At 40.5% G+C, this 13,868-nt stretch carries 13 protein-coding genes; 9 read left to right on the top strand and 4 right to left on the bottom strand.

Going from position 1 to position 13,868, the window contains the following annotated elements; all coding sequences use genetic code 11:
* Positions 1-88: 88 nt before the first annotated feature.
* Both rluA and QMA12_RS07745 read left to right on the top strand, forming a co-directional pair.
* Complete coding sequence (rluA, locus tag QMA12_RS07750; RefSeq protein ID WP_290209140.1) at positions 89-742, top strand: bifunctional tRNA pseudouridine(32) synthase/23S rRNA pseudouridine(746) synthase RluA; 654 nt, start codon at positions 89-91, stop codon at positions 740-742.
* 75 nt (positions 743-817) lie between these two features.
* Positions 818-1,804 carry a DUF3530 family protein gene (locus QMA12_RS07745; protein WP_290209139.1) on the top strand — a complete coding sequence of 329 codons (987 nt, stop codon included), beginning with the start codon at positions 818-820 and terminating at the stop codon, positions 1,802-1,804.
* Here the strand turns inward: QMA12_RS07745 and djlA are convergent.
* Genes djlA through QMA12_RS07730 form a run of 3 tightly spaced genes read right to left on the bottom strand, consistent with a single transcriptional unit; the run spans position 1,787 to position 4,341 of the window.
* A complete protein-coding gene (djlA, locus tag QMA12_RS07740) occupies positions 1,787-2,662 on the bottom strand; it encodes a co-chaperone DjlA (protein ID WP_290209137.1) in 876 nt (291 codons plus the stop codon). The genes QMA12_RS07745 and djlA overlap by 18 nt on opposite strands.
* Entirely contained in the window at positions 2,652-3,335 is a 684-nt protein-coding gene (gene murU, locus QMA12_RS07735) for an N-acetylmuramate alpha-1-phosphate uridylyltransferase MurU (RefSeq protein WP_290209135.1), read from the bottom strand. Before murU ends, djlA begins: the two co-directional genes overlap by 11 nt.
* Position 3,336: 1 nt before the next feature.
* Positions 3,337-4,341 (bottom strand): phosphotransferase, encoded by a 1,005-nt coding sequence (locus QMA12_RS07730; RefSeq protein ID WP_290209134.1) that lies wholly within the window; start codon positions 4,339-4,341, stop codon positions 3,337-3,339.
* A gap of 103 nt (positions 4,342-4,444) precedes the next feature.
* Here QMA12_RS07730 and lptD point away from each other — a divergent pair, with 103 nt between their 5' ends.
* The 7 genes from lptD to QMA12_RS07695 all read left to right on the top strand — a co-directional run bounded on the left by lptD (position 4,445) and on the right by QMA12_RS07695 (position 13,162).
* On the top strand, positions 4,445-6,688 hold the full coding sequence (lptD, locus tag QMA12_RS07725) for an LPS assembly protein LptD (protein ID WP_290209132.1): 2,244 nt from the start codon (positions 4,445-4,447) through the stop codon (positions 6,686-6,688).
* 36 nt (positions 6,689-6,724) lie between these two features.
* On the top strand, positions 6,725-8,020 hold the full coding sequence (gene surA, locus QMA12_RS07720; protein WP_087533515.1) for a peptidylprolyl isomerase SurA: 1,296 nt from the start codon (positions 6,725-6,727) through the stop codon (positions 8,018-8,020).
* Positions 8,021-8,023: 3 nt separating this feature from the next.
* The gene (pdxA, locus tag QMA12_RS07715) at positions 8,024-9,016 is read left to right on the top strand and encodes a 4-hydroxythreonine-4-phosphate dehydrogenase PdxA (protein WP_087533514.1); all 993 of its coding nucleotides are present in this window, start codon (positions 8,024-8,026) and stop codon (positions 9,014-9,016) included.
* Positions 9,013-9,819, top strand: a complete 807-nt coding sequence (rsmA, locus tag QMA12_RS07710; RefSeq protein WP_290209129.1) for a 16S rRNA (adenine(1518)-N(6)/adenine(1519)-N(6))-dimethyltransferase RsmA — start codon at positions 9,013-9,015, stop codon at positions 9,817-9,819. Before pdxA ends, rsmA begins: the two co-directional genes overlap by 4 nt.
* Positions 9,803-10,192: a Co2+/Mg2+ efflux protein ApaG gene (apaG, locus tag QMA12_RS07705; RefSeq protein WP_087533512.1), complete on the top strand. Its 390-nt coding sequence runs from the start codon at positions 9,803-9,805 to the stop codon at positions 10,190-10,192. The genes rsmA and apaG overlap by 17 nt, the downstream gene beginning before the upstream one ends.
* Positions 10,193-10,198: 6 nt before the next feature.
* Positions 10,199-11,014 (top strand): symmetrical bis(5'-nucleosyl)-tetraphosphatase, encoded by an 816-nt coding sequence (locus tag QMA12_RS07700; protein WP_290209126.1) that lies wholly within the window; start codon positions 10,199-10,201, stop codon positions 11,012-11,014.
* A gap of 132 nt (positions 11,015-11,146) precedes the next feature.
* On the top strand, positions 11,147-13,162 hold the full coding sequence (locus QMA12_RS07695; RefSeq protein ID WP_290209124.1) for a methyl-accepting chemotaxis protein: 2,016 nt from the start codon (positions 11,147-11,149) through the stop codon (positions 13,160-13,162).
* Between the two features lie 102 nt (positions 13,163-13,264).
* Here the strand turns inward: QMA12_RS07695 and QMA12_RS07690 are convergent, their stop codons facing one another.
* Positions 13,265-13,747, bottom strand: coding sequence for a YajQ family cyclic di-GMP-binding protein (locus tag QMA12_RS07690; protein ID WP_087533509.1), 483 nt, complete (start codon positions 13,745-13,747; stop codon positions 13,265-13,267).
* Positions 13,748-13,868 lie beyond the last annotated feature (121 nt).

Below are 13,868 nucleotides of genomic sequence, written 5' to 3'. Positions count from 1 at the left end.
AAGCATGCAATTAAACTTTTATCTTTTCCCTTGAGCCTAATGACTCACTCCACTAAAATAGCGCACTTAAAAATCACTGAGGTCTGCCGTGTTAATTAATTACAATCCCCCGCTCGCTCCGTATTTAACCATTTTGTATCAAGATGACGATTTATTGATTGTAAATAAACCCAGTGAATTATTAACCGTTCCCGGTAAAGATCCGAAACATGCAGATTGTTTAATATCACGTGTGAATCGTGTTTTTCCAACAGCTAAAATTGTTCACCGTTTAGATATGGCAACGTCGGGGATTATTTGTTTAGCTATGAATAAAGCCGCGCATCGCCACCTGAGTATGCAATTTCAAGAACGCCAAACTGCAAAACGCTACATTGCCCGCGTTTATGGTAAGTTAGAACAAGCAACGGGCTCTGTTGATTTACCGCTTATTTGTGACTGGCCTAATCGTCCAAAACAAATGGTTGATCACGAAAACGGCAAACCTTCCCTAACGCACTTTAAAGTGCTTGAATATGAAAAAAATGCCACTCGTGTAGAGCTAACACCTATTACTGGCCGCTCGCATCAATTAAGAGTTCATATGCTGTCATTAGGCCACCCTATTCTAGGCGATAGACTTTATGCTCACTCAGATGCACTAGCTGGCGCACCGCGCTTACAACTGCATGCACAAATGCTAAAGCTGTCACACCCTAGCAGCGAGCAATCAATGACCTTTGAAGCAGAGCCAGATTTTTAGGCTCTGCAAAATACATTAAACTTTTAGCCCGTATAGCCGATAGCTAATTATTAGTTTTTATCGGTGTTATTGTTTATGGTTTTAGCTGCTTTAATTAAGCAACGAACACGCTTAGCTTTATCAATCAGCGTATTGGGTGCTTTACTCATTAGCCAGCAAGCGCGTGCGGCTGAGCATATAGCACCGACCCCTTGGTCGACTATTACCAGTAGCGATATATCTCGATTAATGCCGCAAGGTGAAATAAAGCCACTGCAAGTCGGCGAGCAAGAGTTTATTAGTTTATACCGAGAGTATATGAGCGCAGAGCAGCGCGGCGTTGTATTGATCATCCCTGATTGGCAGCATTTACCCACCAATAATGATGGTATTAACTTTTTACGTACTCATTTAAATGACTTTGGCTATACCACGATAGCTATGACGGTGCCTGATATCGATTGGCAAGCCAGCGCGGAGCAAAGCACCGAAGAAGATGACAGTGAAACTGAAATTGCTACAGCTGAACAAGAAGGTGCAGCCATAGAGCCAAGCTCTGAAGCTGACAAAGAAACCGTAACTGAACAAACTGATGCGAGCGAAAACGCGGTTACACCGAAACACGTTGATGCACTTGCATATATCAATGACGATGTAATAGATGATTATAAAGAAAACTTAGTGGTTCGTTTTGAAGCCCTATACCAAAGCGCGCTTGATGAAGGCGGTAAAATAGTACTTATTGCTCAAGGAGCGAGTGCTGGCGTACTACTGGAGCATTATGCAAGCTTTCCAAATAACAACATTGATGCATTCATTAGCTTGAGCAGCTATTTACCTAACCCTGAACGAAACCAACAGTTAAACACTCTAGTGTCGACAATAAGCCCACCGCTATTAGATATTTTTTACAGTAACGATAACCCCGACTTATTACTTAGCGTGGCAGATAGAAAACGTTGGGTAAAACGTCACAGTAAATATGATTACCGCCAGCGAGAGCTTTTTGGTCTGCGCTCAGAGCCACAGCAACATGAGCGCTTAAGTAAGGAGATAGACGGCTTTTTACGCCGCCTTTTTTAAAAACTCGTAGGCTGATTGGATATCTTGGCTCTTTTTAACGGCCAACTCCATCATATGCTTTGGTAACCCTTGAGAAACGAGCTTATCTGGATGATGTTGTGCCATAAGCTTACGGTACGCGACTTTAATATCTCGTGCACTGGCTTCATTATTAAGCCCTAACAATGCCAATGCTTGAGTGCGACTCATACCATTGTTATTTGGCGGTACATGATGACCAGAGCCTTCTCGATAGCTACTGCTTTGCCCTTGCTGGCGCTGCTGTTGCTGCTGGTAACGTTGTTGTTGCTGGCGAAAGTTAAACTCTGCCTGATAGCGTTTTAGCACAAATGCAAAGTGGGTTTTCGAAATCCCTAACTGCTTACTGACTTCTTGCAATAGCTCTTTTTCTTGCGCTGCTAATACGCCGTCAGAAAAGGCCATTTGTATTTGAATTTCTAAAAATAACTGCAGTAAATCATGGCGACGTGCAAATCGCTCTTTAAAGTCATATACCGTTTCTTTTAATGAAAAGTCAGCTTCTTTGCCAGCCTTGAATGCATCTTGTGCTTCTGTTCGGTTTTCACCTGACAAGCCCATTTCGTCCATAAATAAGCTAGCTGCCCGAATATGTGTTTCACTCACTCGGCCATTTGATTTAGCAATATGCCCCATGACAGCAAAGCAGCTGGTAAAAAACAGCGCCTGGCGTTGGTCAATATCATCATCACCATTAAATAAACTTGAAAAACCACCCGCTTTATCAAAATTTTGCTTGAGGCTTTTATCAAACATATGACCTAAATAAAGGCCGATAAATAAGCCTATTATTCGGCCAAACATAAAGCCAAAACAGGCCCCTAAAATCTTACCCCACATGAGGCACTCCTTTTAGTGTTTCGGTTAATTGCTCATTTAACTGTGTTAAACGCTCAGGTGTTCCAATATCATTCCACATACCGATGTAAAGTTCAGTTGATATATCAGCCGAAGCTAAACGCTCGCGTAGTAGAGGTCCCAACGGTAATACACCATCTGGTATGCCCTGGAAAAACGATGCTTTAAACCGGCTAATGCCAGAAAACGTATACTTTTGACTTTGCGGCCCTAAGTGGCGCAATGTGAAGTCACCATTAGGGTTATGAGGTGGATTTTCAACAAGGACGATATGACCTTCACCTTCATCTAAATGCAGCGCTTTTAATGCATTCACATCATAATCGGTAAATACATCACCATTAACAACAATAAAGTCATCACCTAAAAATGGTAAGGCTCGAACTATCCCACCGGCAGTTTCAAGGCCTTGCTCGGGCTCTTGGCTATAATGGATATTAACGCCAAATGCTTGGCCATCAGCAAAGTACTCAGTTATCTTGTTTGCGTGCCACGCAAGATTAATAACTATTTCAGTAATACCTGCCGCTTTTAAGCGCTCAATATGGTATTCAATTAATGGTTTGCCTATTATTGTTAACATAGGTTTGGGCATTGATGCGGTCAAAGGCATCATTCGCTGACCACGTCCTGCCGCTAAAATTATCGCCTTCATGTTAATTGCCTATGTGTTCTTTAACAGCAAGAAGTGTGGCAGGAATAATTTCTTCCTCTATCCAAGAACCCAGTTCCGCCAACGTAGCATGCTCTTTTGAAACATCCACTATGTAACGTAGTGTCGGTAATACGTTATTCATATAACCAAGTTTGCCATCACGTAAATTGAGTCGACAGAAAATTCCCGCCGCTTTTAAGTGACGTTGCACGCCGGTTAAATCAAACCATTGGGTAAACTTTGAAAAGCTAACCTCGCTAATTAAACCTTGTTGTTCAAACTCTTTATATGCATGCTTAAGTAAGTATTCAAGCTCATCGTGAGGTAACTTAAAATAACAATCGCGCAATAAAGACACTAGGTCGTAACACACTGGGCCTTGTACTGCATCTTGGTAATCAATGATGGCCCACTGCTGATTACTACGCATAATGTTACGGCTATGAAAATCTCGATGAACAGTTACCGTAGGTTGCGCTAAAATATTTTCAATTAATACTTCACAGCTATTTTTCCAAATAGCTTTTGTTGAATCATTTAACTCTAACGATAAAAACTCTTCAACAAGCCATTCTAAGAATATGCTTAGTTCAAACTCTAAGAAGTTGCGGTCAAAATCCTTCATATGCTCAACAGCTGGCATTTTTGCCCATTGCGCACTGAGATCTATCAAATGTTTATAATGATTTGTACGCTCTTCATCATCGAGCAAATCTGCAAGGTGTGTGTTACCAAGGTCACTTAATAAGAAAAAACCTTGTTTTTCGTCCGCGTGTAGAATTTCAGGTAGAGTAAAACCGTGCTCTGAAAACACTTTATTAAGTTCTATGTAAGGTGTGTTATCGAGAACTTGCGGATCGGAGTCCATCACGATAAAGCTATCTTGACCGCGATTTAAGCGAAAATAGCGACGAAAACTGGCATCTCCCGTGATCGCAGCTAACTGATATTCTTCATCATTAAAGTGCGGGGTTAAAAACTGTTGTAAACTTTTAAAACGATTCATTACACTCGATATCTATTTTTCACTAAGTCAAATACTGTATTTGCCATTGTTTTCCTTTATTATGTCAGACCTATATTCAATGACAGCATATTAAGGTTAATAAATGAGCAAAACCTGGGGCATAATGATGCTAAGCGTAATTAGCGCACCATCGCTTGCCGAAACTGAGCTGACACACAACTTTTGTGGCAATTCAATGCAAACCAGAGCTTGGCAACCGCTTGCTGGCCTTGACTTGGGCATGGTCGATATCCGTTCAGATGATATTGAACTGCTTGGTACCCAAAGCGCAGAATTTACCGGTAACGTTGATATTAACACCCTTACTATGAGTTTGTCCGCACAAAGTGCACTTATTGACAAACAGCGTGGGTTACTTAATGCCACAGGCCCAATTACTTACCGCGACACTGTGAGCGAAGTAAATAGTGCTGGATTAAATGCAGATTTAAATAATTCACAAATCAGTTTGCTTGGCGCAGATTACAAATTAACACAGCAACAAGGTCACGGTGGTGCCGAAAAGCTCACAGTCAACGAGTCTGGCTTAAACCTGCTGAACGCAAGCTTTACTACCTGTCCGGAAGCGGTTCCTCTTTGGGCAATAGAAGCAGATGAAATCGACTTATCTCGAGAAGAAGGTTGGGGTGAAACCCACGATATGGTATTGCGTATAATGGATACGCCAGTGCTGTACTTACCCTATTTTACATTTCCCATTGATGACCGTCGAAAGTCTGGCTTACTAACACCGAACTTTTCAGCTTCCGACCGTTATGGTATCGAGTCTGTTACTCCTTATTACTGGAACATTGCGCCCAATTACGATGCTACTATAACACCTAGGTATATGTCTAAAAAAGGACTGCAATTAATTACTGAGTTTCGCTATTTGAGTGAAAGCAGTGAAGGTTTATTAGGCTTAGAATATTTAAATAAAGATGATTCAGAGCCTGAATTAGGCGACCGTTACCTTTTTCATTGGCAGCAACAAAGCTACTTTGGTGAAAAATGGCGAGCCAACATAGATATTACGAATGTTAGTGATGATAACTACCTAACTGATTTGGGTTCAGATTATGCCACCCGCACAGATACTCAGTTGTACCGTACCGGTTCATTATCGTACTTAGGCGAACGCTGGCGTACTGATATAAAAGTGCAAAACTTTGAAGTGTTGGGTAATCACGTTGAGTCATATGCGGCTTGGCCACAAATTAGTTTTTCTCAAACAGCGCCATTTAGCTTCAGTGATATTGAGCTAACTCTGGATGGTGAGTTAAGCCACTTTACCAATAGCTCTGCAATCATCGATAAAGCAACACGTGTGCATATTGAACCAAAAGCGAGTTATGGCTATCAAGAGTATGCATGGTCATTTTTATCTGAGTTTAGTGTTTTACACACTAACTACAAACAAGAAGGTGATTTAGCCGGAAGCGGGTATTCTGAGTCAGTATCCAGAACCTTGCCTAAAGTGCGTTTGTATAGCCAGCTAAACTTTGAGCGTGATACAACGTTAGTTAGTAACGGCATTCAAACTCTTGAACCTCAGGTGCAATATTTATATACACCTGATGAGGATCAATCTGATATTGGTTTATACGATACAACAAAACTACAAGATGATTTTTTTGGTTTATTTCGCGACAGTCGTTTTTCGAGCATTGATCGTATTGCCGCAGCCAACCAATTTACTTTAGGTGCTACAACCCGATTATTTAACGATAATAGCGAAGAGCTGTTTAATTTCAGTGCCGGACAAATTTTTTATTTAGAAGATTCAGCCAAGCCGACAGAGCAAGGACTGAATTCCGACACTAATTATAATGCATTGTTTGCAGCGCAAAGCATGATACATTGGCACCGTCGCTGGTATTTATCAGGTGGTATTCAATATGACACCGATGGGAAACAAGTAATCCAGTCTAACGTTACTTTAGATTACAAAGGTGATAATAATCAGCTGGTACAATTGAACCATCGCTATGCAAATGATGTCTCAGGCAATACAATCGAACAAGTTGGCTTTTTTACTAGCTTTCCAATTAGTGAACAATGGCAGTTTGTAAACAGTTATCACCGTGACTTAGAGACGGGGCGTAGTATTGAAATATTTACTGGATTGCAATACGAATCGTGCTGTTGGGCATTCCAATTAACAGCTAGTCGCCAAATTGAAACCGATTTAAACCAGGCTATAGGCCAAGAACAAGCTACATTTGATTCAAGCATTGGGTTTAACATTGTCTTGAAAGGATTAGGTAGTAAAAGCCGTTATGATGCACAAAAATTATTACAACAAGGTATTTTTGGCTATCGTAGACCGTATTTTCTTAATAACTAGTATTACCGTACTATTAGCAAGAGTATTAGAAAAAGTATGAATTTAAAAAAATTATTAGCATCAGCATTTTTAAGCTTTGGGTTATGTCAAAGTGTTATCGCAGCCCCTGTTGAAATAGACAAGGTAGTAGGTATTGTTAACCAGGGTGTTATTTTACAAAGTGAAGTAGACACTATCGTTAACCGTGTTAAAGCACAAGCGAAGGAACAAGGCCAAGAACTTCCTTCTGATGAAACATTGCGTATTCAAGCAATGGAGCGTCTGGTTAATCAAACCCTAATGATGCAATTGGCCGAACGTATGGGCCTTGAGATCTCAGACAGTCAACTTGATCAAACCCTAGTCGGCATGGCGAAAGAGCAAGGCGGTACAATTGCTGACTTACGTCGTACAATTGAGGCCTCAGGTGAAAGCTTTCAATCATACCGTGAAGAGATTCGTAAAGAGATCACCACGCAACAAGTTATGCGTGCTAACGTTGATCGCCGTATTTATATCAGCCCACAAGAAGTTGATAACTTATTAAAGATTATGGAAAGCCAAGGCCAAAATACGGAAGAATATGATATTGGTCATATCTTAATAGATATCCCTAATAACGCCTCCGCAGATGAAATTGCTAGTGCTAAGACTCGTGCTGATAAAGTCATCGAGTTTTTACAAGACGGTAAAGAGTTTAAACGTATTGCAATCTCTTCCTCGAGTGGTTCTAAGGCACTTGAAGGCGGCCAGTTAGGTTGGATGAGCATTAACGAAATGCCGTCATTATTTGCAGAAGCTGTAAAAGGGGCGAAAAAAGAGGCGATAATTGGTCCACTTCGCTCTGGTGCAGGTTTCCACATTGTAAAAGTACAAGATATTCGTGGTCGCCAAGTGGTCGAAACAACTGAAGTTCGTTCTCGTCATATTTTGATTAAGCCATCTATTATCTTAAGTGAAGAAAAAGCACGCACCATGCTAAATGGCTTTGCCAAGGAGCTACGAGCTGGCACAGCTGACTTTGGTGAATTAGCTAAAGAGTATTCAGAAGACCCAGGTTCAGCACTTAAAGGTGGTGAGTACGATTGGACAGATCCAACAACCTACGTACCTGCGTTTAGAGATACTTTGCTATCGCTTGATCAGAATGAAATTAGTGACCCATTTAGAACTACATTTGGTTGGCATATTGTGCAGCTGCTTGATAAGCGTGTTGCAGACAAAACTGAGCTAGCTAAGAGAAACCGTGCGCACGGCATGCTATTTAACCGTAAATTTAAAGAAGAAAGTTTTAACTGGCAACAAGAAATGCGTGAACAAGCCCACGTTGAAATCTTCCCAATTGATGAGTAACAAATGACGTTACGTATAGCGATTACTCCCGGTGAACCTGCCGGGATTGGCCCAGATTTACTGCTAAAGTTAGCTCAACATGATTGGCCTGCTCAACTTGTTGTAATTGCAGACGGCCAATTATTAAAGCAACGAGCTGAACAGCTTGGTTTAACAATTAACTTAATTGAATTTGATGAATCAGCACCTGCCACCACCAGCCCTGCTGGGACTGTGTATTTACATCAAGTTGATTTAGGTGCACAGGTCGAGCTAGGCGTATTAGATGATGCAAATGGCCAATATGTCCTTGATACACTGCGCATAGCGTCAGAGAAAAACATGGACGGCACATTTGATGCTGTGGTTACCGGGCCTGTACATAAAGGCATTATTAATAAAGCGGGCATTTCATTCAGTGGCCACACTGAATACTTTGCTCAGCAATCAAATACCGCCGACGTAGTAATGATGTTAGCAACTGAAGGTTTACGTGTGGCTCTAGTGACGACACATATTCCTTTGGCCTATGTATCACGTGCTATAACAGTTGAACGCTTATCAAAAGTAGCCGGCATTTTAAATCATGACTTACAAACTAAGTTTGGTATTGAAAAACCACGTATTCTCGTGTGTGGCTTAAACCCGCACGCTGGTGAAGATGGCCACTTGGGCCGTGAAGAAATTGAAACCATCACCCCTACCCTGGAATTATTAAACAATCAGGGAATGAATTTAATTGGCCCATTGCCCGCTGATACATTATTTCAAGATAAATACCTATCTCAAGCAGATGCTGTACTTGCAATGTATCACGATCAGGGGTTACCTGTGCTAAAATACAAAGGATTTGGTAAGTCAGTGAATATCACTTTAGGTTTACCTTTTATTCGCACCTCAGTTGACCATGGGACAGCCCTAGATTTAGCTGGTACTGGTCATGCTGAAGTGGGTAGTTTTGAATTAGCGATCCGCGAAGCAATTAAGCTCGCCCATGAGAAAGCACAGAATCAATGACAGATAAAGTACATTTAGGGCACCGTGCCCGTAAACGTTTTGGCCAGAACTTTTTATTCGATGAATCGATTATTGATAAAATAGTCACCGCTATCGATCCAAAACCTGAAGATAATCTTGTAGAAATTGGTCCTGGTCTTGGTGCCATCACTGAGCCTGTAAGTGAATTAAGTGGTCATCTAACCGTTGTTGAACTAGATAAAGACCTTGCTCAGCGATTAACTGAGCACCCATTTTTAGGGCCAAAACTAACCGTGCATCAAGGCGATGCAATGAAGTTTGATTTTTCAAGCTTAGTACGTGATGATAAAAAGCTAAAAGTATTTGGTAACTTGCCATATAACATTTCAACACCGCTACTTTTTCACCTGTTTGAATTTGCAGATAATGTTGAACACATGCATTTTATGCTACAAAAAGAAGTCGTAAAACGTATGGTGGCAGGCCCTGGTAGTAAAACATTTGGTCGCTTAAGTGTTATGACGCAGTATTATTGCAATGCGATGCCTGTAGTTGAAGTGCCGCCTGAATGCTTCAAGCCAGCACCAAAAGTTGACTCTGCGGTTATTCGCTTGATACCGAAAAAACCAGATCAACGTACCGCGAAAAGCGTAAAAATCTTAAACACGGTTTGCCTAGAAGCCTTTAACCAGCGCCGTAAAACTTTGCGTAACAGCTTAGCTAATTTACTGACTGCAGATGAACTCACAAGCATTGGCATTGATATTACTCTTCGTGCTGAAAGCCTTTCGTTACAACAATTTATAGATATAGCTAATTGGATTTATGACAACAAGCAGTAATTTGGGCTCGCCCATTAAAGTATCCGTAGAAACTTTTTACGTAGAAGGTCAATCACAACCTGAACTTGATAAATACGTTTTTGCGTATTCTATTACCATAAAAAACCACAGTTTATGTAGTGCAAAGCTAGTTAGTCGCTACTGGTTGATAACCGACGCCAATGGTAAAGAAGTGGAAGTTCAAGGTGAAGGTGTTGTTGGCGAAAAACCCACTATAGGACCTGGTGAAAGTTATAAATACACCAGTGGTGCTGTGTTGGATACCCCCGTGGGTACCATGCAAGGTTACTACACGTTAAAAAATGAGTTTGGCACTGAGTTTGATGCCCCTATTAATGTGTTTAGATTAGCTCAGCCAAACATTTTGCATTAATTTACTATGGCTAACTATGCGATAGGTGATTTACAGGGCTGTTTTGATGAGTTTCAAGCCCTGTTACAACAGGTTGACTTTAATCCGAGTAAAGATCACCTATACTTGGTAGGCGATATTGTGGCCCGAGGTCCAAACTCGCTTGCATGTTTAGAATATCTATATCAAAACCAAGATAGCATCACAGTAACACTGGGTAATCATGACCTACACCTCATTGCTTGTTATCTACTTGGTAAACCGATAAACCCTAAAGATAAATTAGACACTGTTTTTGACTCCCCAAAACTCCCTGCCTATATTGAGTTACTATTAAAGCAGCCGTTAGCGCTATGGCTAGAACAAGAAAACGTATTTATATCTCATGCAGGCCTTAACCCAGACTGGTCAATTAAGCAGGCGCTAAATCATGCTCAGTTTGCCCAAAAGTGCTACCAAAGCAGTGAGGCTCAAATCTTTTTTCAGCGCATGTATGACCAACATCCTCCTTCATGGAGCGAGCAGCTAACCCAATATGAGCAATTTCGATTTATTGTGAATTACTTTACCCGCATGCGTTTTTTAACAATAGACGGCCAGTTAGACCTAAAATGCAAAGGGGCGACTGCTGATCCAAACACAATAATACCTTGGTTTTCCCACTCTCGTTTTAGCACATTTAAAAATCATATTGTATTTGGCCACTGGGCATCTTTAGAGGGAAAAACAGGTCTTAAAAATATTCATGCACTTGATACTGGCTGTGTATGGGGGGGCTTTATGACTTTGATGGAGCTAAAAAACAAACAATGCTTTAGTGTTATTTCTGCCAAATCGAATTAAATTTAACTGAAAAAAAGGCGTTTTTCTGTTAGATTTAGTATAATAATTGTTAAAAGTAATTAAATTTAATTACTTAACTTATCTGCAATTTAGCCGATAAAGTCTAATTACTACTCTTTTATGGAAATTCATATGAACTTAACTGTTAGCCAGCGTATTTGGGGTGGATTTATCTGCATCACCCTATTGCTTCTTTTGATTGGGGGTAACTCACTGTTCAGAATTGCAAATATTAACAATTCTTCACAACAGGTAAACCAGTTATCATTACCCGCATTAGAAGAAAGTTCAGACCTTCAAGTTGAATTTATATTAATGAGTAAAGCTGCACAAGCCAGCTTTTATACTACTTCAACCGCAGAGCTAGCGCCTATCAAAACCGCGATTACAGAACGTAAACAACGCTTTGCTAAATCGAAAGCACAATTACAAAGCATTGTGGGTGATCACCCTCAATTAAACCGCAACAGCCAAGATGTGCAAAAAACATACAACAGTTTCATCAAAGCTGTTGATGGCTTATTGAACGACAAAGCTGATGAGCTTCAAATTAACAAAACACTCCGAACTCAGCTTGAAACAATAGAGTTGGCCGCAGAAGATGCAAACTCAGTGGTGCTAGATATTATTGATATAGATGGCCTTGAAGAAAATGATGCTCGCGCCTATCAAGCCGCTAATATGTTAGAGAATAACTTTTTATCTCTAGTGACCAACAGTACAGATATGCTAACAGTTCAAACTCAAAATACATTAGATATCGTTAAAAACGAACAACTCTATTATTTAGAAGAAGTCGAGCGTAGTATTAGTTTATTAAAACCTGCTGTAGAGGCCGATAACCCTGACTTATTTGCTGATTTAAATAATTACTTAGTGATTATCCGCGAAAACATACAAGGCACTAACAGCCTATCGGCTAACAAAAAGCGCTTAATAGACGTAATCGCGATGACAAAGTCAGAGCTTGCACAAGCTGATGAAGCCACCACCACTGCGCTAAAACAACTCAATGAACTTGTAGAACAAGCTAGTAACGTGGCATTTGAGCTACAAAAAGGGGTGAGTAACGATGTTAATTCTGCCAATTTATGGACATGGATTGGTATGATTACTGCGACTTTACTAGCTATTGTGGTTGCCTTTATCACCGTAAATCGAATAACAACACCATTAGCTGAAGTTAATCGCATTTTAGATATCGTTGCCAGCGGGGATATGACACAGCGCTTAGATGATTCAGCTAAAGATGAGTTTGGTGAATTGTCTCGTAGTTGTAACACCCTAATCGATAGCCTAAGAAGCTTAATTCAAGGCATTATTTCACGCTCTACTCAACTTGCAGCTGCATCAGAGGAAACATCAGCAATTACTGGTGAATCAAGCCAAGCAATCCGTAATCAGCAAGCTCAAGTAGAACAAGCTGCGACTGCGACCACCGAAATGAGCAGTACTTCACAAACGGTTAGCAACAGTGCGCAACAAGCACTGAAAGAAATAAAGAATGCCGATAAAGAAGCGGATCGGGTTAAAGGTATTTCAAGCCAAAACAAAGCAACTATTGAACAACTCGCCCGCGAAGTTGACGACGCATCACAAGTGATCAATAAATTACATCAGGATAGCGCCTCTATTGGCAGTATACTTGATGTTATTCGTGGTATCGCAGATCAAACTAACTTACTCGCACTTAATGCCGCTATTGAAGCTGCCCGTGCAGGTGAACAAGGTCGAGGTTTTGCCGTAGTTGCTGATGAAGTGCGTTCTCTTGCCAGCAAAACACAAGAATCAACACAAGAAATTCAAGCAATGATCGAATCACTGCAAAGTGGTGCTGAAGCAGCAGTATCAGCTATGTCCAAAGGCAAACAACAAGCTGAATCGTGTGTTGAGCAATCAGATTTAGCCAATACTGCTCTTGATTCTATCACTACTGCTGTCGCGCAAGCTCATGACGTGAGTGAAGAGATATCAACCGCAGCACAAGAGCAACAGCAAGTGTCTCAAGAAATTAGCGAACGTCTTGAGTCAATCGTAGCGATTGCCGAGCAAACAGCTGAAGGGGCGAACCAAACTAATATTTCAAGCTCTGAAGTTGCAAAGCTCGCTGAGGAATTACGTTTGTCAGTCGATGAGTTTAAAGTTTAAAGTCATAAAACAGTATTAAAAAGCCCCGTTGATTGCTCAACGGGGCTTTTTCTTTACCTATCGTTAGGTTTTAAAGCGCCTAAACTTGTCGCAGTACTTAGATTAATCTCTAAAGTTTTTAAACTGAAATGGCTGCCCCAATTCAGCACTACGAACGACTTGCATTGCTTCTTGTAAGTCATCGCGCTTTTTACCTGTCACTCGTATTTCTTCGCCCTGAATCGCAGCTTGCACTTTCACTTTTGAATCTTTAATTGCTTTAACCACTTTTTTAGCAACGTCTTTTTCAATACCTTGCTTAAGAGCGACGTTACGAAAAACATTTTTTCCTGCACGAGAGATATCTTGCAACTCTAGGCTTGATACATCCATACCACGTTTTGATATTTTGTTTGCTAAAATATCAAATAATTGCAGCACTTGAGCGTCAGCTTCTGCTTTAAGTTTTATGGTTTTATCATTTAGCTCAATTGATGCATCAACACCTCTAAAATCAAAACGAGTGTCTAGTTCACGTTTTGCATTATCAACAGCGTTTTGTGCTTCATTCATTTCTACTTCAGATACAATATCAAAAGAAGGCATAAGTCTCTCCTAACAAGATTTTTTAATTTATATATTATACCGCCTATTTTATAAATCTTTACATATTTCTGTGTTTCGTTCAGGTGCGATACTAAATTTGTTTGATATACTATGGCTCTAT

This window comes from Pseudoalteromonas sp. APC 3893 (genome assembly GCF_030408095.1).
In the GTDB taxonomy this organism is placed as follows: domain Bacteria; phylum Pseudomonadota; class Gammaproteobacteria; order Enterobacterales; family Alteromonadaceae; genus Pseudoalteromonas.
This window is presented reverse-complemented; position numbering and strand designations above follow the sequence as displayed.